This is a genomic window from Paracoccus sp. P2, assembly GCF_046335115.1.
GTDB lineage: Bacteria > Pseudomonadota > Alphaproteobacteria > Rhodobacterales > Rhodobacteraceae > Paracoccus > Paracoccus pantotrophus.
On sequence record NZ_JBGOSN010000034.1, the window covers coordinates 19,886 to 43,335 of the forward strand.

22 protein-coding genes are annotated in these 23,450 nt (G+C 69.1%); 10 read left to right on the top strand and 12 right to left on the bottom strand.

Going from position 1 to position 23,450, the window contains the following annotated elements:
• Nucleotides 1-10 precede the first annotated feature (10 nt).
• The 5 genes from ACDP63_RS18040 to hutI are packed head-to-tail and all read right to left on the bottom strand — an operon-like array spanning nt 11 to nt 5,831.
• The gene (locus tag ACDP63_RS18040; RefSeq protein ID WP_024843856.1) at nt 11-1,165 is read right to left on the bottom strand and encodes an acyl-CoA dehydrogenase family protein; all 1,155 of its coding nucleotides are present in this window, start codon (nt 1,163-1,165) and stop codon (nt 11-13) included.
• Nucleotides 1,162-2,310 carry a CaiB/BaiF CoA transferase family protein gene (locus ACDP63_RS18045; RefSeq protein ID WP_024843857.1) on the bottom strand — a complete coding sequence of 383 codons (1,149 nt, stop codon included), beginning with the start codon at nt 2,308-2,310 and terminating at the stop codon, nt 1,162-1,164. The genes ACDP63_RS18040 and ACDP63_RS18045 overlap by 4 nt, the downstream gene beginning before the upstream one ends.
• Complete coding sequence (hutG, locus tag ACDP63_RS18050; RefSeq protein WP_024843858.1) at nt 2,307-3,098, bottom strand: N-formylglutamate deformylase; 792 nt, start codon at nt 3,096-3,098, stop codon at nt 2,307-2,309. The genes ACDP63_RS18045 and hutG overlap by 4 nt, the downstream gene beginning before the upstream one ends.
• Nucleotides 3,095-4,636 (bottom strand): histidine ammonia-lyase, encoded by a 1,542-nt coding sequence (gene hutH / locus ACDP63_RS18055; protein WP_024843859.1) that lies wholly within the window; start codon nt 4,634-4,636, stop codon nt 3,095-3,097. The genes hutG and hutH overlap by 4 nt, the downstream gene beginning before the upstream one ends.
• Nucleotides 4,629-5,831 (bottom strand): imidazolonepropionase, encoded by a 1,203-nt coding sequence (gene hutI, locus ACDP63_RS18060; RefSeq protein WP_024843860.1) that lies wholly within the window; start codon nt 5,829-5,831, stop codon nt 4,629-4,631. Before hutI ends, hutH begins: the two co-directional genes overlap by 8 nt.
• Before the next feature lie 96 nt (nt 5,832-5,927).
• On the opposite strand from hutI, the gene ACDP63_RS18065 reads away from it, so the two are divergent.
• The 4 genes from ACDP63_RS18065 to ACDP63_RS18080 all read left to right on the top strand — a co-directional run bounded on the left by ACDP63_RS18065 (nt 5,928) and on the right by ACDP63_RS18080 (nt 9,870).
• A complete protein-coding gene (locus ACDP63_RS18065; RefSeq protein ID WP_024843861.1) occupies nt 5,928-7,289 on the top strand; it encodes a formimidoylglutamate deiminase in 1,362 nt (453 codons plus the stop codon).
• Entirely contained in the window at nt 7,286-7,987 is a 702-nt protein-coding gene (locus tag ACDP63_RS18070) for a GntR family transcriptional regulator (protein ID WP_024843862.1), read from the top strand. The genes ACDP63_RS18065 and ACDP63_RS18070 overlap by 4 nt, the downstream gene beginning before the upstream one ends.
• A gap of 69 nt (nt 7,988-8,056) precedes the next feature.
• Nucleotides 8,057-8,845: an inositol monophosphatase family protein gene (locus ACDP63_RS18075; protein WP_024843863.1), complete on the top strand. Its 789-nt coding sequence runs from the start codon at nt 8,057-8,059 to the stop codon at nt 8,843-8,845.
• Between the two features lie 62 nt (nt 8,846-8,907).
• Nucleotides 8,908-9,870: a DMT family transporter gene (locus tag ACDP63_RS18080; RefSeq protein ID WP_024843864.1), complete on the top strand. Its 963-nt coding sequence runs from the start codon at nt 8,908-8,910 to the stop codon at nt 9,868-9,870.
• Here ACDP63_RS18080 and ACDP63_RS18085 read toward each other — a convergent pair.
• Nucleotides 9,824-11,977, bottom strand: a complete 2,154-nt coding sequence (locus tag ACDP63_RS18085) for a lytic transglycosylase domain-containing protein (RefSeq protein WP_028710661.1) — start codon at nt 11,975-11,977, stop codon at nt 9,824-9,826. The genes ACDP63_RS18080 and ACDP63_RS18085 overlap by 47 nt on opposite strands.
• A gap of 103 nt (nt 11,978-12,080) precedes the next feature.
• On the opposite strand from ACDP63_RS18085, the gene dapA reads away from it, so the two are divergent.
• Nucleotides 12,081-12,956, top strand: coding sequence for a 4-hydroxy-tetrahydrodipicolinate synthase (dapA, locus tag ACDP63_RS18090; protein WP_024843866.1), 876 nt, complete (start codon nt 12,081-12,083; stop codon nt 12,954-12,956).
• Nucleotides 12,957-13,322: 366 nt separating this feature from the next.
• Here the strand turns inward: dapA and ACDP63_RS18095 are convergent, their stop codons facing one another.
• The 6 genes from ACDP63_RS18095 to ACDP63_RS18120 are packed head-to-tail and all read right to left on the bottom strand — an operon-like array spanning nt 13,323 to nt 19,234.
• The gene (locus ACDP63_RS18095; protein WP_024846085.1) at nt 13,323-13,706 is read right to left on the bottom strand and encodes a Na+/H+ antiporter subunit G; all 384 of its coding nucleotides are present in this window, start codon (nt 13,704-13,706) and stop codon (nt 13,323-13,325) included.
• Nucleotides 13,707-13,715: 9 nt separating this feature from the next.
• Nucleotides 13,716-13,985 (bottom strand): K+/H+ antiporter subunit F, encoded by a 270-nt coding sequence (locus ACDP63_RS18100; protein WP_024846086.1) that lies wholly within the window; start codon nt 13,983-13,985, stop codon nt 13,716-13,718.
• Complete coding sequence (locus tag ACDP63_RS18105) at nt 13,982-14,473, bottom strand: Na+/H+ antiporter subunit E (RefSeq protein WP_024846087.1); 492 nt, start codon at nt 14,471-14,473, stop codon at nt 13,982-13,984. The genes ACDP63_RS18100 and ACDP63_RS18105 overlap by 4 nt, the downstream gene beginning before the upstream one ends.
• On the bottom strand, nt 14,470-16,044 hold the full coding sequence (locus ACDP63_RS18110) for a monovalent cation/H+ antiporter subunit D (RefSeq protein ID WP_024846088.1): 1,575 nt from the start codon (nt 16,042-16,044) through the stop codon (nt 14,470-14,472). The genes ACDP63_RS18105 and ACDP63_RS18110 overlap by 4 nt, the downstream gene beginning before the upstream one ends.
• The gene (locus ACDP63_RS18115) at nt 16,041-16,394 is read right to left on the bottom strand and encodes a Na+/H+ antiporter subunit C (RefSeq protein WP_024846089.1); all 354 of its coding nucleotides are present in this window, start codon (nt 16,392-16,394) and stop codon (nt 16,041-16,043) included. Before ACDP63_RS18115 ends, ACDP63_RS18110 begins: the two co-directional genes overlap by 4 nt.
• Nucleotides 16,394-19,234, bottom strand: coding sequence for a monovalent cation/H+ antiporter subunit A (locus ACDP63_RS18120; protein WP_024846090.1), 2,841 nt, complete (start codon nt 19,232-19,234; stop codon nt 16,394-16,396). Before ACDP63_RS18120 ends, ACDP63_RS18115 begins: the two co-directional genes overlap by 1 nt.
• A 125-nt stretch (nt 19,235-19,359) precedes the next feature.
• On the opposite strand from ACDP63_RS18120, the gene ruvC reads away from it, so the two are divergent.
• Genes ruvC through ACDP63_RS18145 form a run of 5 tightly spaced genes read left to right on the top strand, consistent with a single transcriptional unit; the run spans nt 19,360 to nt 22,841 of the window.
• Entirely contained in the window at nt 19,360-19,854 is a 495-nt protein-coding gene (gene ruvC, locus ACDP63_RS18125) for a crossover junction endodeoxyribonuclease RuvC (RefSeq protein ID WP_024846091.1), read from the top strand.
• Between the two features lie 10 nt (nt 19,855-19,864).
• Nucleotides 19,865-20,536 (top strand): Holliday junction branch migration protein RuvA, encoded by a 672-nt coding sequence (ruvA, locus tag ACDP63_RS18130; protein WP_024846092.1) that lies wholly within the window; start codon nt 19,865-19,867, stop codon nt 20,534-20,536.
• 4 nt (nt 20,537-20,540) lie between these two features.
• On the top strand, nt 20,541-21,416 hold the full coding sequence (gene htpX / locus ACDP63_RS18135) for a zinc metalloprotease HtpX (RefSeq protein WP_024846093.1): 876 nt from the start codon (nt 20,541-20,543) through the stop codon (nt 21,414-21,416).
• On the top strand, nt 21,413-22,438 hold the full coding sequence (gene ruvB / locus ACDP63_RS18140; protein ID WP_024846094.1) for a Holliday junction branch migration DNA helicase RuvB: 1,026 nt from the start codon (nt 21,413-21,415) through the stop codon (nt 22,436-22,438). Before htpX ends, ruvB begins: the two co-directional genes overlap by 4 nt.
• Complete coding sequence (locus ACDP63_RS18145) at nt 22,431-22,841, top strand: PaaI family thioesterase (protein WP_024846095.1); 411 nt, start codon at nt 22,431-22,433, stop codon at nt 22,839-22,841. The genes ruvB and ACDP63_RS18145 overlap by 8 nt, the downstream gene beginning before the upstream one ends.
• Nucleotides 22,842-23,450: the final 609 nt, after the last annotated feature.

Genomic DNA, 23,450 nt, shown 5'->3' on the forward strand with positions numbered 1-23,450 from the left:
TGGTCTCCGTTCAGGCCAGCATATTGCCGGAAATGATGATGCGTTGAATTTCCGAGGAGCCCTCGTAGATGCGCATGATGCGCAGGTCGCGAACGATCCTCTCGATGGGGAAGTCGCGGGTATAGCCATAGCCGCCATGCAGTTGCAGCGCGGTGTCGGCGATCCTGCCCGCCGCCTCGCTGGCCGCGAGCTTGGCCATGCTGGAGGCAAGCGAAAAACGCCCGCCGTGGTCATGGGCGTTCTGGCGCTGGCGGGCGGCGTCCTGCGACAAGAGCAGCGCCTGGCGATAAGCGACGCCCATGTCGGCGATCATCCAGCGGATGCCCTGCCGGTCGGTAAGCCGCTCGCCGCCGATCACGCGGTCCTTGGCATAGGCGATGGCCGCTTTCATCGCCGCCTCGGCCATGCCCAGGCATTGCGCGGCAACCTCGATGCGGCCGTTGTCCAACACCTGCATGGCGGTGCGAAAGCCCCGGCCCTCCTCGCCCAAGAGCGCGTCCTGGGGCAGGTGGCAGTCGAGGTTCAGGGTGAAGACATGCCCGCCCTTCAGCCCCATGGTCCGCTCGGGCGCGCCCGGCTCCAGCCCCGGCGTGCCCCTGGGCAGGATGAAGGCCGAGATGCCGCGATGGCCCTTCTCGGGGTCGGTCACGGCATAGACGACGATGAAATCCGCCACGCCGCCGTTCGAGATGAAACATTTCGTGCCCTTCAGGTGCCAGCCGTCCTCGGTCCGGCGGGCGCGGGTCTTCATGTCGGCGGGGTCGGAACCGGCAGTCGGCTCGGTCAGGGCGAAGGCCCCCAGCGCCTCTCCGGCGGCGGCTTTCGGCAGCCATTCCTGCTTCTGCGCCTCGGTCCCGCCCAGCAGGATCGAATCGGTCGCCAGGTAATGCGCCGTCAGCGCCGAAGCGGTCGAGCCGCAGGCCCCCGCCACGATCGCCACCGCCCGCAGCAGCGCCGGGGCCGCGATGCCGCTGCCGCCATATTCCTCGGGCAGGTTCGCGCCCATCATCCCGGCCTCGCCCAGAACGGCAAGTTGCTCGTGGACAAAGGCCGAGGTCTCGTCGGTCTCGGCGGCTTTCGGCGCGATCCGCTCGGCGCAGATGCGCTCCAGCACGTCGCAGAACAGCCGTTCCTCCTCGGCCAGCATGTGCCAGTCGTCGCTCATGCGGTCTCCTCCAATCCGAATGCGCGCAGGATCGCGGCACGGTCGCCGCCAAGGCGCGGGGCCGAGGTCTCGGCCACGGGTTTCTCTGCATCGAAGCGCACCGGCTGGCCGACGGTCGGCGCCAGCCCCAGCACCGGATGCGGCAGGCGGCTGACCAGCCCGCGCGTCAGCGCATGCTCGTTGCCCGACGCCTGGGCGATGTCCCAGATCGGCGCGGCGGGCAGCCCGGCGCCGGCCAGCGCCGCGACGGCCTCCTCGGTCGTGCGGTCGCGCGACCAGCTTTCGATCAGGCGCTTGAGCTCGGGTTCATGCGCGGTGCGGCTTTCGTCGCTGGCAAAGCGCGGATCGTCCGCCGCCTCGGGCGCGCCGATCAGCGTGGCGAGCGTGGCGAACTGGCGCGGGTTCAGCACCGCGATCACCACCTGCCCGTCCTGGGTCGCAAAGCAGCCGAAGGGGGTGGACAGGGGATGGCGGTTCCCTACCCGCTGCGGCAGCTGGCCGGCATAGAAATGCAGCGCATGGCTGGTGGTCAGCATGGAAAACAGCGCGTCATACATGGCGACGTCCAGCGTGGCACCCTGCCCCGTGGCGTTGCGGTTGACCAGCGCCGCCATGATCGCCCAGCTTCCGAACAGGCCGGCGATCAGGTCGGCGACGCTTTCGCCGGTCTTCAGCGGCGCGCCGCCTTCCTCGCCCGTGCCGGCCATCAGACCGGACATGGCCTGCACCACCAGGTCATAGGCCGGCAGGTCGCGGAAGGGCCCCTGCTGGCCGAAGCCCGAGATCGAGCAATAGACCAGCCGCGGGTTTTCCGCCCGCAGCGCCTCGGCCCCCAGGCCCAGCCGGGCGGCGACACCGGGGCGGAAGTTCTCGACCACCACGTCGACGCGCGCCGCGACGGCCTTGGCCAGCGCCAGATCGCCGGGATCCTTCAGGTCCAGGACCAGGCTTTGCTTGCCGCGGTTGTTCAGCGTGAACAGCGCGCTTTCGCCGTCCTTGAACGGGCCGATATGGCGGTAATCGTCGCCGGCGGGAGGTTCCAGCTTGATGACCTCGGCACCCAGGTCGGCCAGAAGCGCGGTGCAATAGGGCCCGGCCAGCACGCGCGACAGGTCCAGCACCTTGATGCCTTGCAGCGGCTTCATGCGCGCAACTCCGGCGCTAGCGCGGCCAGGCGTTCAAGGATCGCCTTCAGCGTCGCCCGCAGCGCCTCGGCCTTCTGCTCGTCATAGGCAAAGGGCGGGGCCTCGGTCGCCAGATGCGTCACCTGGGCCAGTTCCATCTGGATGGCGTGGACGCCCTGCCCCGGCTGGCCGTAATGCCGCGTCGTCCAGCCGCCCTTGAAGCGGCCGTTCAGCACATGGCTGCGACCGGTTGCGGCGCAAAGCTCGAAGGTGGCCGCCTCGATGCGCTGGTCGCAGGAGGCGCCGCTGTTGGTGCCGATGTTGAAATCCGGCAGCACGCCCGGAAACAGGAAGGGGATCACCGAGCGGATCGAGTGGCAGTCGTAAAGGATCGCCACGCCGTGACGCGCCTTGACCCGCGCGATCTCGGCCGCCAGCGCCGCGTGATAGGGGGCGTGGAAGCGCGTCTTGCGGTCCGCGATCTCCTGGGCCGTGGGTTCCTCGGTCCAGATCGGTTCGCCGTCGAAATCGGTCAGCGGCACAAGACCGGTGGTGTTCTGCCCGGGATAGAGGCTCGCATCGTCCGGCCCGCGATTGGCGTCGATGACATAGCGGTGGAAGGTGGCGCGCACCGTGGTCGCGCCGGGCAGAAGCCCGTCATAGAGCCGATGGATATGCCAGTCGGTATCGGCCAGCACCTGCCCGCGCGAATTCAGCCGGGCGCGGATCTCGTCGGGCAGCCATGTCCCGGTATGCGGCAGGCCCAGGATGACCGGGCTGTCGCCTTGCACGACTTCGACGGGGTTCACGGCCGCACCTCGTCCAGCAGGCTGGCGGGGATGGCGCCGACCAGCACGCCCTCGCGCACCAGCCGGGCGGATTCGGCCAGGTCGGGGGCCAGGTAGCGGTCCTGCTCCAGCGCCGGCACCGTCTGGCGCAGCGCGGCGATCACCGCCTGCAAGGGCGCCGAAGTCGCCAGCGGCGCGCGAAACTCGACGCCCGCGCTGGCACAAAGCGCCTCGATGCCCAGGATCTGCGCAAGGTTCGCGTTCATGCGTTTCAGCCGCCGCGCGCCATGCGCGGCCATGGACACGTGATCCTCCTGGTTGGCCGAAGTCGGCGTCGAATCGGTGCTGCACGGCGTTGCCAGATGCTTGTTCTCGCTCATCAGCGCCGCCGAGGTCACTTCCGCGATCATCAGGCCCGAATTCAGCCCCGGATCGGGGGTCAGGAAGGGCGGCAGGTCATGGCTCAGCGCCGGATCGACCATCAGCGCGATGCGGCGCTGGGAAATGGCGCCGATCTCAGCGATGGCCAGCGCGATCTGGTCGGCGGCAAAGGCCACCGGCTCGGCATGGAAGTTGCCGCCCGAGACGATGCGGTCGGCGCCCACCAGCACCAGCGGGTTGTCGGTGGCGGCGTTCGATTCGATTTCCAGCGTGCGGGCGGCCTGCCACAGCAGGTCGATGCAGGCGCCCGTCACCTGCGGCTGGCAGCGGATGCAATAGGGATCCTGCACGCGCGTATCACCCTCGCGATGGCTCTCGCGGATCTCGGAACCTTCCATCAGCGCGCGGATGGTCCGCGCCGCGACGATCTGGCCGCGATGGCCGCGCAGCGTGTGGATCTCGTCCAGGAAGGGCGCGGTCGAGCCCATGATCGCGTCGGTCGAAAGCGAGGACGTGACCAGCGCCGCGCGGGCCGAGGCGAAGGCCTCGAACAGCCCCGCCAGCGCGAAGGCGGTCGAGACCTGCGTGCCGTTGATCAGCGCCAGCCCCTCCTTGGCGGCCAGCACCACCGGCTTGAGGCCAGCAGCGGCCAGCGCCTCGGCGGCGGGCATCTCGCGGCCGTCATAGGTCGCCAGCCCCTCGCCCAGCATGGCAGCGGCCATATGCGCCAGCGGCGCCAGATCGCCCGAGGCACCCACCGAGCCCTGCGACGGGATCACCGGCAGCACGCCGCGGGCCAGCATATCCTCGATCAGCTGGATCACCTCGGGGCGTACGCCCGAGGCGCCGCGGCCCAGCGACAGAAGCTTCAGCACCATGATCAGGCGCACGGTTTCCGGCTCGACCGGCTCGCCCACGCCGCAGCAATGCGACAGGATCAGGTTCCTTTGCAGCGTCGCCGTATCCCGCGCCGCGATCTTGATCGAGGCGAGCTTGCCGAAGCCGGTATTCACGCCATAGACCGGCGCCTCGCCATTGGCGGCGGCCTCGATGCGCGCCGCCGATTCGGCGATGCCGGGGCGGGCCGAGTCGGCCAGCCGCACGGCCAGCCCCTGGCGCCAGACCTGTTCAAGCTGCGCGAGCGTGGTTTCACCGGGAATAAGGATCAGTTCAGACAAGTTCGCCTCCGACGATGCGGGCATGAAGAGGGTTGAAGCCGATGCGATAGGTCAGTTCGGCCGGATGGCTGATGTCCCAGACCGCCAGGTCGGCGCGCATGCCGGGTGCCAGCCGGCCGCGATCCGCAAGGCCCAGCGCGCGGGCGGCATGGCGGGTGACGCCGGCCAGGCATTCCGAGGGCGTCATGCGAAACAGCGTCGCGCCCATGTTCATGGTCAGGAGCAAAGAGGTCAGCGGCGAGGTGCCGGGATTGCAATCGGTGGCCAGCGCGATCGGCACGCCGGCCTGGCGCAGGGCGGCCATCGGCGGATATTGCGTCTCGCGCAGGGTATAGAAGGCACCGGGCAGCAGCACCGCCACGGTGCCATGGGCCGCCATGGCCTCGATGCCGTCCGGACCCAGATATTCCAGATGGTCCGCGGACAACGCGCCGTGCTGCGCCGCCATGGCCGCGCCGCCCAGGTCGGAAAGCTGCTCGGCATGCAGCTTGACCGGCAGGCCCAGCCGCGCGGCATGGTCGAAGATGCCGGCCATTTCCTCGCGCGTGAACGCGATGCCCTCGCAGAACCCGTCCACCGCGTCGATCAGCCCCTCGGCATGGCCGCGCTGCATGCCGGCGATCACCACCTCGCGGATATAGCCCGCTCGGTCGTCCTTGTATTCCGGCGGCAGGGCATGGGCGGCCAGCCAGGTGGTGCGCACCGTCACCGGGCGGACCTGCCCGATGCGGCGGGCGACGCGCAGCATCTTCAGCTCGCTGTCGATATCGAGCCCATAGCCCGACTTGATCTCCAGCGTGGTCACGCCCTCGGCCAGCAGCGTATCGACGCGCGGCAGGGCGGATGCCAGCAGCGCCTCCTCATCCGCCGCGCGCGTGGCGCGGACGCTGGACAGGATGCCGCCGCCGGCGCGCGCGATCTCCTCGTAAGAGGCGCCCTCCAGCCGCATCTCGAACTCGCGGGCGCGGTCGCCGCCAAAGACGATATGGGTGTGGCAGTCGATCAGCCCCGGCGTCACCAGCCGCCCGCCCAAGTCGCGGCGCGTCACATCGGCATAGCGCGCCGGCAGCTCTGATTCGGCGCCGATCCAGATGATTCGCCCGGCCTCGATCACCAGCGCGCCCTGCTCGATCAGGCCGTAACTACCTGATTCTTCGCCCATCGTGACAAGCTTGGCGTGGTGGAGAAGCTGCATCGGATCGCATCCCGGATTGATTTCTCGGTCGTTCTATGTCTAAACTTATTTCAACTCTATGTCTAAACTTATTTTGGCACAAAGAAGGGCGACGGGATGACGGTTATCTGGGCGGAGCGGGCCTTGCTGCCCGATGGATGGGCAGAAAATGTCCGGGTGACGGTCGATCGGGGCCGAATCGCCGCGGTGGAAAAGGACACGGCGCCGCAGGGCCATCGCGCGGGCCTGCTGCTGCCGGCGCTTGCGAACCTGCACAGCCACGCCTTCCAGCGCGCCATGGCCGGGCTTTCCGAGGCGAAAGGCCCCGAGCCGCGCGACACCTTCTGGACCTGGCGGCAGATCATGTATCGCTTCCTCGACCACCTGACGCCCGAGGATGTCGAGGCGATCGCCGCACTGGTGCAGATGGAGATGCTGGAGGCCGGCTATGCCACCAATGTCGAGTTCCATTACCTGCACCACCGCCCCGGGGCTGGGCATTACGACAATATCGCCGAGATGGGCGAGCGCATCGCCGCCGCGGCCGGCCGCACCGGCATCGGCCTGACGCTTTTGCCCGTGCATTACCAATTCGGCGGCGTGGATCGCCGGCCGCTCGCCCCCGGCCAGAACCGCTTCGGCACCACGCCCGAGGAGTTCCAGCGCCTGCTGGAAGGCTGCGAGGCGGCGCTGCGGGCCCTGCCCCCGGACGCCGGCATCGGCGTCGCCCCGCATTCGCTGCGCGCCGTCTCGCCCGAGGGGCTGGCGGCCTGCGTCGCACTGCGCCCCGGCCGGCCGCTGCACATGCACCTGGCCGAGCAGGTGCCCGAGATCGAGGAAATCAGCGCCGCCTATGGCCGCCGCCCGGTCGAATGGCTGCTGGAAAACCACAACCCCGACCGGCGCTGGACGCTGATCCACCTGACCCACATGACCGAGGACGAAACCCGCCGCCTGGCCGCCACCGGCGCCGTCGCCGGGCTGTGCCCGATCACCGAATCGTCCTTGGGCGACGGCATCTTCAACGGCACCATCTGGGCCGAGGCGGATGGTCGCATCGGCTTCGGCTCGGACAGCAACATCCGCATCTCGCTGGTGGAGGAGCTGCGGACGCTGGAATACAGCCAGCGCCTGCGCGACCGCGGCCGGGCGATCCTGGCCGAGCCGGGGCGCTCGACCGGGCGGGTGATCTACGAGGCGGGGATGGACGGCGGCGCCACGGCGGCGGGGCGCGAGACCGGGGCGATCCGGCCGGGGCTCTGGGCCGACCTGGTCGCGGTCGGGCTGGACAACCCGGTCATGGCCGGCCGCAAGGGCGACCAGATGCTCGACAGCCTGGTCTTTGCCGGCCATGACGGGCTGGTCCGCGACACCTGGTCGGCGGGCCGCCATGTCGTGAACGATGGCCGGCATATGGACCGCGACCGCATCATCGCCGATTATCTGGCGACCATCGCCCGGCTTCAGGAACGCATGTGACCGAAAGACACTCCTCCAAGGCGCAAGCCATCACCAGCGAGGTGCGACGCCGCATCGTGGACCGCGAATGGCGGCAGGGCGACCGCATCCCGGACGAGGCCGAACTGGCCGTCGAGTTCGGCGTCGCCCGCGCCACGGTGAACAAGGCCCTGCAAATGCTGGCCGAAGAGGGGCTTTTGGACCGCAAGCGCCGGGCGGGCACGCATGTGACGGTGAACCCGGCCCGCAAGGCCACGCTGACCATCCCCATCGTGCGCGAGCAGATCGAGCAGGCGGGGATGGAATACAGCCACCGCGTCGTCGCGCAGCGCCGCAGCCCGTTGCCGGCCGATGTCGCCGCCCGCATGGCCCTGCCCGAGGGGCGCGAGCTGATCCACCTGCGCACCGTGCATTACGGCGACGACAGGCCCTTCCAGGCCGAGGACCGCTGGATCAACCCCGCCGCCGCGCCGGGCGCCGAGACGGTGGATTTCCAGCGCATCACCGCGAACGAATGGCTGGTCAGGAACTTTCCCTGGCTGCATGCCGACATGGCATTCTCGGCCGAGAATGCCAGCGCCCGCGACGCGCGGCTGCTGGAGACGCGGCAGGGCACCGCGCTTCTGATCCTGCAACGCACCACCTTCAACGACCTGGGCGCCATCACCTCGGTCCGGGTGGCCTTTCATCCCGGCTATGCCATGATCGCAACGCACTAGGCACCCGCGCCGGCTTCACTTTGCGCGGTCCTTCGCCTAATAGGCTGGCAATCCCAAAAAGGAAAAGCCATGGCCAGCGCCAATCTCAACATCATGATCAAGGCCGCGCGCAAGGCGGGCCGCAGTCTCGTCAAGGACTTCCGCGAGGTCGAGAACCTGCAGGTCTCGGTCAAGGGCGCGGGCGATTTCGTCAGCCGCGCCGACCGCGAGGCCGAGCGCATCATCAAGGAAGAACTGCGCACCGCGCGCCCGAATTACGGCTGGATCGGCGAGGAGACCGGCGAGGAAGCCGGCGAAGACCCGACCCGGCGCTGGATCGTCGATCCGCTGGACGGCACGACGAACTTCCTGCACGGGTTGCCGCATTGGGCGGTCAGCATCGCCTTGGAGCACAAGGGCGAGATCGTCGCCGCCGTGGTCTTCGACGCCGCCAAGGACGAGCTGTTCACCGCCGAGCGCGGCGACGGCGCCTTCCTGAACGACCGCCGCATCCGCGTCTCGGGCCGCCGGCAGATGATCGAATCGATCTTTGCCACCGGCGTGCCCTTTGCCGGGCGCGGCACCCTGCCCGCCACGCTGCGCGACCTCAGCCGGCTGATGCCGCTGACCGCGGGTGTCCGGCGCTGGGGCGCCGCCTCGCTGGACCTGGCCTATGTCGCGGCCGGCCGCTACGAGGGCTATTGGGAACGCGGCATCAAGTCCTGGGACGTGGCCGCCGGCATCCTGCTGGTGAAAGAGGCCGGCGGCTTCGTCGAATCGATCCGGCCCGAGCAGAGCCCGATCGAATCGGGCTCGATCGTCGCCGCCAACCCGCAGCTTTTCGACGAGTTCGCAGGATTGGTGCGTCAGCGCGACTGAGCCCGGCTTGACCTTTGTCGCGCCCAAGGGCATGGGCGGATCTCAAGACTGGGATACGCGCCATGCCCGAACACCACCCGACGGGGCCGTTGACGGCCCCGGCACCCCGCTCGCCTGCCGCGCCGGAGCCGCCGGGCGGGCCGCCGCGCACCGACAGGCAGGGCGCGGCGATCCTGATGATCTGCGCCTCGGCGCTGATCTTCGCGGCCCAGGACGGCGTCTCGCGCCACCTGGCCGCGGTCTATTCCCCCGTCTTCATCGTCATGCTGCGCTATTGGTTCTTCGCGGCATTCGTGGTCCTGCTTTGCGCCCGCGCGCCGGGCGGGCTGGGCCGGGCGATCCGCTCGGGCCGGCCCCTGACGCAGATCTTCCGCGGCGTGCTGCTGGTGGCCGAGGTCGTGCTGATGATCGAGGCCTTCGTGCGCATGGGGCTGATCAACACTCATGCGATCTTCATCTGCTACCCGCTGATGATCTCGGCGCTTTCGGGGCCGCTTCTGGGCGAAAAGGTGGGCTGGCGCCGCTGGGCCGCGGTCGCGGTGGGCTTTCTCGGCATCCTGATCGTGCTGAAGCCGGGCAGCGGCGTTTTCAGCGCCGATGCGATGCTGCCGCTGACGGGGGCGGCGATGTTCGCGGTCTACGGGCTGCTGACGCGCCTGGTCTCGCGCGAGGACAGCGCCGTGACCAGCTTTTTCTGGACCGGCATCGCGGGCGCGGGCGCCGTCACCCTGATCGGCATCTGGCATTGGGAGCCGATGGCCAGCGAAGACATCCCCTGGCTGCTGGTGCTGTGCTTTTCAGGGGTGGCGGGGCATTTCCTGCTGATCAAGGCCTATGAGCTGGCCGAAGCCTCGGCGCTGCAGCCGTTTTCCTATACCCAGCTGGTCTGGGTCAGCATCTTCGGCGTGACGGTATTCGGCGAGACGCTGGCGCCGAATGTCGCCATCGGCGGGCTGATCGTCGTCGGCGCCGGCCTGTTCACCTGGTGGCGCTCGTATCAGCGCGAGCGGGCCGGGCGGCGCTGAGCGGAGCGGCGCTGGCCTCCTCGACCGGCGCCGGGCCCAGCACCTCGGCCAGCACCCCGCCGGCGGCATAGGCCACCAACCGCCGCACCGGCATCGGCGGCCGGGCCGAGGCCACCAGCCTGATCGGCGGCGGCGCGGGCGCCGGCTTCATGCCGCCCCCGGTCAGATCCCATGTCGGCAGCAGCGGCACCGGCGCGCCCTTGATGCGGGCGCGATAGATGGGCAGCGCCTCGGCCACGCGCATGACGTAGTTGCGCGTCTCGTCAAAGGGGATCATCTCGACCCAATCGACCGGGTCCACCTGCCCGCGCAGGTCGCCGAACTCGTCCAGCCAGCGGGCCGAGCGCCCTGGCCCGGCATTGTAGCCCGCCGCCACCAGCGCGATCGACGGGCCGAAACGGTCGCGCAAGCCGGCCAGATAGGCCGCGCCCAGCCGGGCGTTATAGGCGGCGTCGCGGGTCAGCCGCGCCTGGTCGAAGGGCTCGCCGACCTTGCGCGCCATGGAACGCGCGGTGTCGGGCATGACCTGCATCAACCCCAGCGCCCCGGCATGCGAGGACACGGTATGGTTGAACTCGCTTTCCCGCCGGGCGATGGCCATGACCAGTTCGGGCGGCAGGCCCAGCTCGGCCTGCTCCAGCCCGGTCAGCGGGAAATAGGCGGCCGGATAGACCGCGCCCTTGGCCGCGGCGGCCTTGGCCAGCCGCAGCGCGTGCCAGGGCAGCCGCATCTCCAGCATCATCCGCGCCATGCGGCCGATATCCTCGGCCGCGGCGGTCTCGGCCAGGTGCAGGAAGAAGCGCGCGCCCTGGTCGGTCTCGCCCGCCGCCAGCAGCCAAGTGCCGGCCTGCCAGACCGGGCTGTCGCGCAGGGCGCTGCCGCGCCACTCGGGCAGGCTGGCCTCGCTGCGCCCGGCGATGGCCAGGCCGGGCTGCATCGGCAGGCCCAGCCTTTCGGCGGCAAGCTGGCCATACCAGGCGGATTGATATGCCGCGGCACGGGCATAGGCCGCATCGGCGCCGGCCTCGTCACCCCCGGCCTCCAGCGCCCGGCCCTGCCAGTAATGTGCGCGGGACAGGGAAATCGGGCTCGCCACCGCGCTTTCCAGCGTGCGGAAATGCTGAAGTGCCCGGTCCGGCGCGCCGCCGCGCAGCGCGGCATAGCCCGCAAGCCATTCCAGGTCGGAAAAGGCATCGCTGCCCTGCGGCAGGAAATGCCCGGCAGCCAGCCTCTCGGCCAGGGCCCAGTCGCCCTGCCGCAGCGCCAGGCGCGCGTAATCGGCACGCTTGCCGGCCCAGGCCGCGGGATCGCGCAGCGCCTCGGCGCTGGTCGAGCGTTCCAGCATCAACGCGCGCGCGAGATCGGGCATCTTGGCCCAGACCCGCCAGCGGAAGCGGTCGAGCGCCAAGCCCGCATCATCCCGTTGCGCCTCGGGCAGGGCCAGGATCAGCGCATCCACCCCGGCCTGCCCCGATTGCAACGCCAGCCGCGCGCGGCCCAGGGCCTGCGCGGGAACCGAGGCCATGGGCAGCACCACCTGCGCCGCCTGCCATTCGCCCAGGTCCAGAAGCCGCATCAGCCGCGCGTCGTGCAGCCCCGCCACCTCGGCGCCATGGGCGGCCAGAAAGGCATCGGCCTCAGGCTTGGTCAGCGCCTGCTCGGTCCAGAACCGCGCGATCTCGGCCTTCGCGGCCATGGGATCGGTTGCCTGCAAGGCCGCGATCAGCGCCGTGGCGCCGTTCAACGTATCGGGCCGGCGGGTGCCGAACCATTGGATCACCTCGGCCGGGGCCAGGTCGGGGCGCAGCACCGCGTCGCCGCGCTTCCAGAACAGCGCCATGCCGGGCCAATCCGCATGGCGCCGGGCAAAGTCGCGATATTCCGGCCAGCTGCCCTGCCCGGCCCGCAGCCGCTGCCAGGCGACCAGGTCGCGGGCGATGGGCCCCGAGGCTTCGGCCTCGGCCGCAGCGGTGGTCCAGTCGCGCATCGCCGCCGCCGCCAGGGCGCGGGACAGGCGCCCGGCATCCTCGGCCCCGGCCGGCGGGGCAAGGCTCAGGGCAAGGGCCAATGCCGGCCCGAGGATCCTGTCACGGAAAGGATACATCATGGCCCCATTTCTGCGAGGTTCCGCCGGGCGGCGCAACTCACATCCTTGGCAATCCGCGCATCCGCATGTAAGCCGCCATCAGAGGCAAATTCAGGATACCCACATGTTCAGAGGCTCGCTGCCCGCGCTGGTCACGCCCTTCACCCCGGACGGGGAGCTGGATCTCCCCGCGCTGGAAAAGCTTGTCGAGTGGCATGTCGACCAGGGCAGCCACGGGCTGGTGCCCGTCGGCACCACCGGCGAAAGCCCGACGCTGAGCCATGAGGAGCACCGCCAGGTCATCGAGGAAGTGGTGCGTATGGCCGCCGGCCGCATCCCGGTCATCGCCGGCGCCGGCTCGAACTCGACGCGCGAGGGGATCGGGCTGGTGCAGCACGCGCAGGCCGCGGGGGCCGACGCGGCACTGGTGGTGACGCCCTATTACAACAAGCCGACCCAGACCGGGCTGATCGCGCATTACACCGCGCTGCACGACGCGAGCGACCTGCCGATCATCATCTACAACATCCCCGGCCGCTCGGTCATCGACATGACGCCCGACACCATGGGCGAACTGGCCAGGCTGCCGCGCATCATCGGCGTCAAGGACGCGACCGGCAAGCTTGAGCGGGTCAGCCAGCAGCGCGCCGCCTGCGGCAAGGATTTCGTCCAGCTTTCCGGCGAGGACGCCACCGCGCTCGGCTTCAACGCCCATGGCGGGGTGGGCTGCATCTCGGTCACGGCGAACGTGGCCCCGAAGCTTTGCGCCGAGTTCCAGGAGGCGACGCTGGCGGGCGATTACGCCAGGGCGCTGGACTACCAGGACCGGCTCATGCCGCTGCACGAGGCGATCTTTGTCGAGCCGGGCGTCGCCGGAGCGAAATACGCCATGTCGCGGCTGGGGCTTTGCAGCGACGCCGTACGCCTGCCGCTGGTCGCGCTGACCGATGCGACCAAGGCCCGGATCGACGCGGCCCTGGTTCACGCCGGGCTGATCTGAACCGCGCATCAGGCCGGACGAGAGGGGGGCGGGGTTTCCGCCCCTTTTTCATGGCCGGCCCGGCGGGACCGGCACAGCCGGGGGCTTTGCGCCCCCGGACCCCCGCAGGATATTTGGCCAAGGAAGAACCCAAGGAAGGCGCAGGGCGGCTCCCGCTTCTTTCTTGTCCAAATATCCTGGGGGAGCGCGGAACGCGCGGGGGCAAGGCCCCCAAACGGGCTTGTCGCCTCGCTAATCCCCGGGACGGCGATCGACAAGGCTGGCCTTGTCCGGATCGGCGAAGGTGGCCCAGTCCTTGCCGGGCGCCGGACGGGGCAATTCGTCGCGGCTCCAGCCCNGAAGCCCCCAAACGGGCTTGTCGCCTCGCTAATCCCCGGGACGGCGATCGACAAGGCTGGCCTTGTCCGGATCGGCGAAGGTGGCCCAGTCCTTGCCGGGCGCCGGACGGGGCAATTCGTCGCGGCTCCAGCCCAGATGCATATGGGCCTTGGCGATGAAATAGCCGGTGACCGGGGCAGTCAGGAACAGGAACAGCGTGATCAGCAGCTCGTGCCAGGTCAGCGCCCCGTGCCGTGCCGGGAACCAGATCAGCGAGGCGATCAGCACCGCCCCCACCCCCAGCGTCGCCGATTTCGTCGGCGCGTGCAGGCGGGTCATCGGGTCGGGCAGCTTGACCAGCCCGTAGGAGCCGACGAGCCCGAAGAACCCGCCCACCACCAGCAGAACCGAGACGACGATTTCCGCGATCATGCCCGCCCCCTATTCGATGATGTCGCCGCGCAGGACGAATTTCGCATAGGCCACGGTCGAGATGAAGCCGACCATGGCGAAAAGCAGCGAGGCCTCGAAATACATCCCCGTGCCCTTGTCGATGCCGAACAGCGTCAGAAGCGCGATCATGTTGATCGCCATGGTGTCCAGCGCCAGCACCCGGTCCGACAGGCCGGGCGCGAAGACCACGCGATAAAGGCAGAACAGCAGCGCCAGCCCGAAGCAGCCATAGGCAAAGAGAAGCGCGTAAGCGATCATTCGAAGATCTCCTTCAGCCGGGCCTCGTAGCGGGTCTTGATCTCGTCCAGCACCGCCTCGGGGTCGGGGGCGTGCATGGCGTGGACCAGCAGGGCGCGCCCGTCCTCGGACAGGTCGCAGCTGACGGTGCCGGGGGTGAGGGTGATGGTCGCGGCCAAGGCGGTGATCGCCTCGGGGCGGCGCAGGTCCAGCGGCACCGCGATCCAGGCGGGCTGAAGCGCCCGGCGCGGCATGAACAGCACGATGCGCGCCACGGTGAAATTCGCCTTGGCGATGTCCCAGATCACCATCAGGAGATAGGCCGGGATGCGCTGCGGCTTGCTGTAGCCGCCCGCTCCCGGCCAATAGGGCGCGGTGATCAGCGGCACCACCAGGCCGATGATCGCGGCAAAGACCAGCGAGCCCACGGCCCAGCGGTTGACCAGGGCCATCCAGACCAGGATCAGCGTGACCGACAGCCAGGGATGCGGCAACAGGCGGCGGATCATTTCGTACCCTCCTGCCCTTCCAGCACCGCCGAGACATAGGCGTCGGGATCGTGCAGCTGTGCGGCGGTCGCCTCGGCAAAGCGCATGGCGGGGCCGGCAAAGGCGGTCAGGGCCACGATGCCCGACAGAAGCAGCGCCACCGAGGCCACCGCCAGCCAGTTCGCCGGCGCATCGCCGAGGTCCTGGACCGGCTCGTCCGGCTCCAGCTTGGGACCGGCTGCGACCGCCGGCGCCGGCACCGGGGCCGGGCCGAGCTCGAAGCTCTTCCAGAAGACGATCGAGCCGGCGCGCGACATGGCATAGATCGCGATCAGCGAGGTGATCAGGATCGTCGCCCAGATCCAGACCATCGCCGGGGCCGCGCCGGTGGCCTGCATCACCAAGAGCTTGCCGATGAAGCCGGAAAACGGCGGCATGCCGACCACGGCGATGGCCGCGGTGAAATACAGCGCCGCGACCAGCCCGTTGCCCGGCATCACCCGGTCCAGCCGCAGCCACAGATCGCCCCGGCGCGCGCCGATCATGTCCACGATCAGGAACAGCGCCCCCGCCGCCAGCGTCGAGTGGATCATGTAATAGACCGCCGCCGCGGTGCCCTGCGGGGTGAACTGCGCCACCGCGATCATCAGCGTGCCGATCGAGCCGATGGCGGCGAAAGCGGCCAGCCGACCCAGATGGCGGGTGCCCAGGATGCCGATCTGGCCGATGGCCAGCGTGAACAGCGCCGCCGGCAGCAACAGGTCGGTCACCACGCCTTGGGTCACGGCGTCCTGCGGAAAGACCAGGGTGAAGAAGCGGATGATGCCATAGACCCCGACCTTGGTCATGATCGCGAACAGCGCCGCCACCGGCCCCGGCGCATTGGCATAGGTCGAGGGCAGCCAGAAATGCAGCGGCACCAGCGCCGCCTTGACAGCAAAGACCAGCATCAAGAGTACCGCGCCGGCGCGCAGCAGCGCCGTATCCTCGGCCGGCATCGCCGCCACGCGCAGCGCCATATCGGCCATGTTCAGCGTGCCGGTGACGGAATAGAGCACCCCCAGCGCCGCCAGGAACAGCGTCGAGCCGGCCAGGTTGTAGGCGATATACTGCACGCCGGCGCGCAGCCGCATCTCGCCCCCGCCGTGGATCATCAGGCCGTAGCTGGCGATCAGCAGGATCTCGAAGAACACGAACAGGTTGAAGGCGTCGCCGGTCAGGAAGGCGCCGCAGACGCCCATCAGCTGGAACTGCCAGAGCGCATGGAAATGCCGGCCCTTGCGGTCCCAGCCCGAGCCCATGGCGTAAAGCTGCACCGCCAGGGCCAACGCCGCGGTCAGAAGCAGCATCAGCGCCGCCAGCCGGTCCAGCACCAAGACGATGCCGAAGGGCGCAGCCCAGTTGCCGAGGCGATAGACCTGCACCTCTCCGCCCGCGGCGAGCAGGTTCAGGTAAAGCGCCACCCCGGCCAGCAGGGCGGTGCCGGCGACCGAGAACACCCGCTGCAACAGCAGGTCGTTGCGCATCCACAGGATGATCAGCGGCCCGATGACGGCGGGCAGGACGACGGGGGCGATGATCAGATGGCTCATGCCTGGTCATCCCCCGGCATGCGGTCGGCGCGCGGCATGTCCACCCGGTCGTCGCCGCCTTCCAGGAAGGCCCCCAGCGCCATCATCACCACCACCGCGGTCATGCCGAAGCTGATGACGATGGCGGTCAGAACCAGCGCCTGCGGCAGCGGGTCGGTATAGACCTCCACCCCCTTTTGCAGGATCGGCGGCGCGTTCACCACCAGCCGCCCGGTCGAGAACAGGAACAGGTTGATGGCATAGCTGAGCATGGTCATGCCCAGCACCACGGCGAATGTCCGCAGCCGCAGGATCAGATAGACCCCGGCGGCGGTCAGCATGCCGATCGCGCTCGACAGCAGAAGTTCCATCAGCGCCGCGCCTCCCTGCTGGGGTCGATGTCCATCGGGTCCAGGTTCACCGTCTCGCCCGCCTGCCGCGCGATCCGCGACAGCGAGTTCAGGGCCAGCATCACCGCCCCGACCACGCACAGGAACACGCCCAGGTCGAAGCCCATGGCCGAGGCCAGCTCGAATTCCTCGAGCCCCGGCAGCTTCACATAGCCATAGGCCGAGGTCAGGAAGGGCAGCCCGGCGAACCAGGCGCCGATTCCGGTCAGCCCGGCGGCGATGACGCCGGCGCCGATCAGCGCGTGATAGTTGATCTTTTGCCGCTCCTGCGCCCAGGCAAAGCCCGAGGCCATGTATTGCGACACCAGCGCCACCGAAACCACCAGCCCGGCGACGAAGCCGCCACCCGGCATGTTGTGGCCGCGCAGGAAGATATACAGCCCGACCACCAGCGAGATCGGCAGGATCAGCCGCGTCACCACCACCAGCGTCAGCGGATGCCGGTCGCCGGCGCGGCGGCTGTCATGGACCCAGTTGCGCAGCCGCCGGCCGCTGGCGCCGGCCAGCAGCGTCTCGGTCAGGGCGAAGATGGTCAGCGCGGCGATGCCGAGCACGGTGATCTCGCCGAAGGTATCGTAGCCGCGGAAGTCCACCAGGATCACGTTGACCACGTTGTCGCCGCCGCCCAGCCTGTAGCTGTTGGCCAGCATGTATTCCGAGATCGGGGAAAAGGCGAAATCGCTGCGCATGATGGCATAGGCCAGCGCCCCGAAGCCCAGCCCGGCCAGCGCGGCGATGAAGGCGTCCAGGCCGCGCTTGCGGTCGGGACTTTCGATCACGGTGAACTTGGGCAGGAAGTTCAGCGCCAGAAGCAGCAGGACCACCGTGACCACCTCGACCGAGATCTGCGTCAGCGCCAGGTCGGGGGCCGAGAAATAGATGAAGCTGACCGAGACCATCAGCCCGATGATGCCGACCAGCACCAGCGCCAGGATGCGCCGGCGGTGAAAGGCCACCATGCAGCAGATCGCCACCATCAGCAGGATCCAGCCGACCAGCGGCACCGGCTGGACGGGCAGCATCGGCCGGGTCGCGCCCTGCCAGCCTCCGGTCGAGAAGGCCCAGAAGCCGCACAGCACCACGGTCAGCGAAAAGGCCGCGAGGGCGCGCGACATCGAGCCGTTGGTCAGCCGGTCGGTAAAGACGCCCGCCGCGCAGGTCGCCGCGCGAGTGACGGCGTCGAAGATCGCCTTGGCGTCTAGCCAGGCCATCGCCGCCCGCATGGCCAGCAGGTGGCGGTTCAGCGCCAGCAGCAGCGTCCCGCCGACCAGCGCGGTGATCGACAGCATCAGGGCCGGGGTCACGCCATGCCACAGCGCCAGATGCGGATGCTGGGCGGTGCCGGTGACGGCGCTGGCCGAGACCTCGACCAGCCAGCCGGCCATGCCGGCGGGGAACAGCCCGATCAGCACCACCAGCACCACCAGCAGCGCCGGAGCGGACCACAGGCCGAAGCCCGGGTCATGCGGCCTGCGCGGGTAATCCTGGCGCTCGGGGCCGAAGAACACCTGCCAGACGAAGCGCAGCGAATAGCAGACCGAGAACAGCGCCCCCAGCGTCGCCATCGCCGCGATCAGCACGGGGCTGCCCTGCCACGCGGCATGGGTCGCCTCCTCCAGCATCAGCTCTTTCGACAGGAAGCCGTTCAGCGGCGGGATGCCGGCCATGGACAGCGCCGCCACGGTGCCGATGACGAAGGTCACCGGCATCAGCCGGCGCAGCCCGCCCAGACGGGCGATGGAACGGGTGCCGGCCTCGTGGTCGATGATGCCGGCAGCCATGAACAGCGCCGCCTTGAAGGTGGCGTGGTTGATGATGTGGAATACCGCCGCCACCGCCGCCGCCTCGGTGCCGAAGCCCAGAAGCATGGTGATGAGGCCCAGATGCGAGACGGTGGAAAAGGCCAAGAGCGATTTCAGGTCGTCGCGGAAGATGGCGATCCAGGCCGCCAGCACCATGGTCACAAGGCCGGTGGTGGCGACAATATAGAACCATTCCGGCGTGCCCGACAGCACCGGCCACAGCCGCGCCATCAGGAACAGCCCCGCCTTCACCATGGTCGCCGAATGCAGATAGGCCGAGACCGGCGTCGGCGCCGCCATCGCGTGCGGCAGCCAGAAATGGAACGGGAACTGCGCCGATTTGGTGAAGGCGCCCAGCAGGATCAGCAGCAGCGCCGGCAGGTAATAGGGGCTGGCCTGGATCGCCTCGCGCGCCTGCAGGATGTCGCCAATGTCGAAGCTGCCGGCGATATTGCCCAGGATCAGCATCCCCGCGATCATGGCCAGCCCGCCCATGCCGGTCACCGTCAGCGCCATGCGGGCGCCCTGCCGCCCCTCGGGCAGGTGCTTCCAATAGCCGATCAGCAGGAAGGAGGACAGCGAGGTCAGCTCCCAGAACACCAGCAGCAGCAGGATGTTGTCGGACAGCACGATGCCCAGCATCGCGCCCTGGAACAGCATCAGGTAGGTATAGAACACGCCCACCGGATCCTCGCGCGACAGGTAATGGCGCGCATAGGCGATGATCAGCAACCCGATCCCCAGGATCAGGATGCCGAACAGAAGCCCCAGCCCGTCGATGCGGAAATGTGCGTTCAGCCCCAGCGAGGGCAGCCAGGCGAAGCGCGCCGTGATCACCTCGCCCGCCATGATCGCCGGGACATGCAGGCAAAGCCCCAGCAGCGCGATGAAGGTCGCGGTCGCGCAGGAAATCGCCGCGACATCGCGGCCCGATCGGATCAGCAATCCGGGCAGCAGCGCCCCGATGAACGGAAGTGCAGCGATCAGTGCTGGCGACATTGTCCCTCTTCCATTTTTCGCGGCCCCCTGTTCGCGGCGGGGTTTCCCGATGTCAAGCCAATGACAAAGCAACTAGGCGATGTTCGCCTTTCGTGCTAACGCTGGATCAAAACAAGGAAACAGGCATGAAGATCATCGGCATAGACCCCGGCCTGCGCAACATGGGCTGGGGCGTGATCGCGGTCGAGGGGCCGCGCCTGCGGCACCTGGACAATGGCATCGTCCATTCCGAGGCGGGCGAGCTGGGGCCGCGGCTTGCCGCGCTCTATCGCGGGCTTCGCGCGGTGATCGCCCGGCACGCCCCCGATGCCGCCGCGGTCGAGCAGACCTTCGTGAACAAGGACGCGCTCGGCACGCTGAAGCTGGGCCAGGCGCGCGGCATCGCCCTGCTGGCCCCGGCCGAGGCGGGGCTGGAGATCGGCGAATACGCTCCGAACGCGGTCAAGAAGACCGTGGTCGGCGTCGGCCATGCCGCCAAAGAGCAGATCCAGCACATGGTCCGCTTCATGCTGCCCGGCGTCGAGTTCGCGGGGCCGGATGCCGCCGATGCCCTGGCCGTCGCGATCTGCCACGCCCATCACCTGCAGGGCCGCGCCCTGCGCATCAAGGCCAGCGCGTGAGGAACAAGGAATGATCGGACGCATTGCCGGGGTGATCCTGCATCGGGCACAGGACCATGTGCTGATCGACGTGCGCGGCGTGGGCTATATCGTCCATGTCAGCGAACGCACCGCCGCGCACCTGCCCCCCGCCGGACAGGCGGTGGCGCTTTACACCGAACTGCTGGTGCGCGAGGATCTGCTGCAGCTTTTCGGCTTCCCGACGCTGCTGGAAAAGGAATGGCACCGGCTCTTGACCTCGGTGCAGGGGGTGGGGGCCAAGGTGGCGCTGGCGATCCTGGGCACGCTGGGGCCGGACGGGCTGTCGCGGGCGCTGGCGCTCGGCGATTGGTCGGCGCTGCGCAAGGCCCCCGGCGTCGGACCGAAACTGGCGCAGCGCGTGGCGATGGAGCTGAAGGACAAGGCCCCGGCGGTGATGGCGCTTGGCGGTGCGCTGACCGTCGATCCCGGCCCCCTGTCCGAGGCGGAACTGGTCGAGACCGCCGCCCCCGCAACCGCCCCGGCCCATCCGGCGCCATCTTCGGCGCAAGCAACCGCGGATGCGCTCTCGGCGCTGGGAAATCTGGGCTATGCTCCGTCCGAGGCCGCCTCGGCCGTGGCCGAGGCCGCGGCACGGGAACCCGCCGCGCCGACCGCGGCGTTGATCCGCGCGGCCCTGCGGCTCTTGGCGCCCAAGGAGTAAGACGATGACCGGAAACCTGCGCACCTTCATCCTGATGGCCGCCCTGACCGCGCTGGTCATGGGCATGGGCTGGCTGATCGGCGGCCAGGGCGGCGCGGTGATCGCGCTGATCGTCGCCGGGGCGGGCAATGTCTTCGCCTGGTGGAACAGCGACAGGATGGTGCTGCGTCAGCAGGGCGCGCATCTTGTCACCCGCCAGCAGGCGCCCGAACTGGTGGACATGGTGGCGGCGCTGGCACAACGCGCCGGCCTGCCGATGCCCAAGGTCTATGTCCTGGAAACCGAACAACCCAACGCCTTCGCCACCGGCCGCAGCCCTGAAAACGCCGCCGTCGCGGTGACGCAAGGCATCATGCGGGTGCTGAGCCGCGACGAACTGGCCGGGGTGATCGCGCATGAACTGGCGCATATCAAGCATCGCGACACGCTGACCATGACCGTCACCGCCACCATGGCCGGCGCCATCGCCATGCTGGGCAACATGCTGATGTTTTCCAGCATGTTCGGCGGGCGCGACGACAATCGCGGCGGCGGGCTGGCGGCGATCCTGGCGATGATCTTTGCGCCGCTCGCGGCTGGGCTGGTGCAGATGGCGATCTCGCGCACCCGCGAATACGAGGCCGACCGGATGGGGGCCGAGATCTGCGGCCGGCCGATGGCGCTGGCAGGCGCGCTGGCCAAGATCTCGCGCGCGGCGGGCCAGGTGGTGAATATCCCGGCCGAAAGGAACCCCGCCTCGGCCAGCCTGTTCATCGTGAACCCGCTGCACGCGCTGCGCATGGACCGGCTTTTCGCCACCCATCCGCCGACCGAGGAGCGCATCGCCCGGCTGCAAGCCATGGCCTCGGGCACGGGCGCCGGCCCCTGGGGCGCGCGATGAGCCAGCCCGACCCCATGCTGCGCCCCGAACCGCTGGACAGCGACGGCGAGGACCGCGCCCTGCGCCCGCAGCGGCTCGAGGATTTCGTCGGCCAGGCCGAGGCGCGGGCGAACCTGCGCGTCTTCATCGAAAGCGCCCGCATGCGCGGCAAGGCGATGGACCACACGCTGTTCCACGGCCCGCCCGGCCTGGGCAAGACCACGCTGGCGCAGATCATGGCGCGCGAGCTGGGGGTGAACTTCAAGATGACCTCCGGCCCGGTGCTGGCGCGGGCGGGCGACCTTGCCGCGATCCTGACCAATCTGGAAGCCCGCGACGTGCTGTTCATCGACGAGATCCACCGCATGAACCCGGCGGTCGAGGAGATCCTCTATCCGGCGATGGAGGATTTCGAGCTGGACCTGGTGATCGGCGAGGGCCCCGCCGCTCGCACGGTGCGGATCGAGCTGCAACCCTTTACCCTGGTCGGCGCCACCACCCGGCTCGGCCTGCTGACCACGCCCCTGCGCGACCGCTTCGGCATTCCGACCCGCCTGCAATTCTATACCGTCGAGGAACTCGACCTGATCGTGACCCGCGGCGCCCGGTTGATGGGCATCCCCTCGGAGCCCGAGGGCACGCGCGAGATCGCCCGCCGCGCCCGCGGCACGCCGCGCATCGCCGGCCGGCTCTTGCGCCGGGTGGTGGATTTCGCGCTGGTCGAAGGCGACGGCAGGCTGAGCCGCCAGATCGCCGATTCCGCCCTGACCCGGCTTGGCGTCGATCACCTGGGCCTCGACATGGCCGACCGCCGCTACCTGGCGCTGATGGCCGAGCATTACGGCGGTGGCCCGGTCGGGGTGGAAACCCTTTCGGCCGCGCTGTCGGAAAGCCGCGATTCCATCGAGGAGGTGATCGAGCCTTACCTGATGCAGCAGGGCCTGGTCAGCCGCACCCCGCGCGGCCGCATGCTGGCCCGGCTGGGCTGGCGCCATCTGGGCCTCGATGCCCCCCGCCCCCAGGAGAGCCTGTTCGATGAATGACCTGGAAAGCCGCATCCGCGCCAGTTTCGACCGCCAAAGCATGATGCGCACCCTGGGCGCCCGGCTTGCCGCCATCGCGCCCGGGCGCATCGCCATCACCGCGCCGATCCTGCCGACATCGCTGCAGCAGCATGGCGCCGGCCATGCCGGGCTGGCCTTCAGCATCGGCGATTCGGCCGCGGGCTATGCCGCGCTGACCTTGATGCCCGAGGACGCCGAGGTGATGACGGTCGAGATGAAGATCAACCTGATGTCGCCTGCCACCGGCGACCGGCTGGTGGCCGAGGGAAGGGTGATCCGCCCCGGCCGCCGCATCCTGGTGGTCGCAGCCGATGTCTGGGCCGAAGCGGAAGGCACGCGCAAGCATGTCGCCATGCTTCAAGGCACGATGATCCCGGTCTGACCCTGCAGCCTTGCGCGGCCTGGTCGAGGCCGCGACCGGGGGCTTTGCGCCCCCGGACCCCCGCAGGATATTTATCCAAGGAAGAACGGACCGATGGTTCCCTGGCTTCTTCCATGGACAAATATCCTGGGGGAGCGCGGAACGCGCGGGGGCAAAGCCCCCGGCAAGCTTCATCCCGGGCGCTATGGGCATTTACCAGCCCATCGCGGCGCCGGCGAGTGTCCGAAGGCGCCGGCCGCAGTTTGGAACGAAGCGACGGAGGGGCTTGCGGCGGTCTTTGGGTTTTGGCCGGGGCATCGCAAAGGCCTGCCACGCGACGATGAAGTGCAGGGGATAGCGGTATCCTATCGGCCGGTACGGATCTTCTGAGCTGGTCCGTCTCGATGACAGCTCGGCGATTGGTCCCCGAGCATTCCTGCCGCTGGCGGCATGCCGCTGCGCCCCGGCAGCTCCGCCATCGCCGCGCGGCGCAAGAGTCGCGGGCGGAATCCGGTTCAAGCCGCCTTTACCTAGCGCGGATTCGACTTAGTCCGGGTCATATCCGGCGGGCTCGAAGTAGTTCCGGCATTCCTCGGGGGTGAAGGCGGATAGACAGTCGGCGACGGCTGA

Coding starts and splice junctions, on each gene's coding strand:
- ACDP63_RS18040 (WP_024843856.1), bottom strand. CDS start 1,165: ATGAGCGACGACTGGCACATGCTGGCCGAGGAGGAACGGCTGTTCTGC.
- ACDP63_RS18045 (WP_024843857.1), bottom strand. CDS start 2,310: ATGAAGCCGCTGCAAGGCATCAAGGTGCTGGACCTGTCGCGCGTGCTG.
- hutI (WP_024843860.1), bottom strand. CDS start 5,831: ATGCAGCTTCTCCACCACGCCAAGCTTGTCACGATGGGCGAAGAATCA.
- ACDP63_RS18065 (WP_024843861.1), top strand. CDS start 5,928: ATGACGGTTATCTGGGCGGAGCGGGCCTTGCTGCCCGATGGATGGGCA.
- ACDP63_RS18075 (WP_024843863.1), top strand. CDS start 8,057: ATGGCCAGCGCCAATCTCAACATCATGATCAAGGCCGCGCGCAAGGCG.
- ACDP63_RS18080 (WP_024843864.1), top strand. CDS start 8,908: ATGCCCGAACACCACCCGACGGGGCCGTTGACGGCCCCGGCACCCCGC.
- ACDP63_RS18085 (WP_028710661.1), bottom strand. CDS start 11,977: ATGATGTATCCTTTCCGTGACAGGATCCTCGGGCCGGCATTGGCCCTT.
- dapA (WP_024843866.1), top strand. CDS start 12,081: ATGTTCAGAGGCTCGCTGCCCGCGCTGGTCACGCCCTTCACCCCGGAC.
- ACDP63_RS18095 (WP_024846085.1), bottom strand. CDS start 13,706: ATGATCGCGGAAATCGTCGTCTCGGTTCTGCTGGTGGTGGGCGGGTTC.
- ACDP63_RS18100 (WP_024846086.1), bottom strand. CDS start 13,985: ATGATCGCTTACGCGCTTCTCTTTGCCTATGGCTGCTTCGGGCTGGCG.
- ACDP63_RS18105 (WP_024846087.1), bottom strand. CDS start 14,473: ATGATCCGCCGCCTGTTGCCGCATCCCTGGCTGTCGGTCACGCTGATC.
- ACDP63_RS18110 (WP_024846088.1), bottom strand. CDS start 16,044: ATGAGCCATCTGATCATCGCCCCCGTCGTCCTGCCCGCCGTCATCGGG.
- ACDP63_RS18115 (WP_024846089.1), bottom strand. CDS start 16,394: ATGGAACTTCTGCTGTCGAGCGCGATCGGCATGCTGACCGCCGCCGGG.
- ACDP63_RS18120 (WP_024846090.1), bottom strand. CDS start 19,234: ATGTCGCCAGCACTGATCGCTGCACTTCCGTTCATCGGGGCGCTGCTG.
- ruvC (WP_024846091.1), top strand. CDS start 19,360: ATGAAGATCATCGGCATAGACCCCGGCCTGCGCAACATGGGCTGGGGC.
- ruvA (WP_024846092.1), top strand. CDS start 19,865: ATGATCGGACGCATTGCCGGGGTGATCCTGCATCGGGCACAGGACCAT.
- htpX (WP_024846093.1), top strand. CDS start 20,541: ATGACCGGAAACCTGCGCACCTTCATCCTGATGGCCGCCCTGACCGCG.
- ruvB (WP_024846094.1), top strand. CDS start 21,413: ATGAGCCAGCCCGACCCCATGCTGCGCCCCGAACCGCTGGACAGCGAC.
- ACDP63_RS18145 (WP_024846095.1), top strand. CDS start 22,431: ATGAATGACCTGGAAAGCCGCATCCGCGCCAGTTTCGACCGCCAAAGC.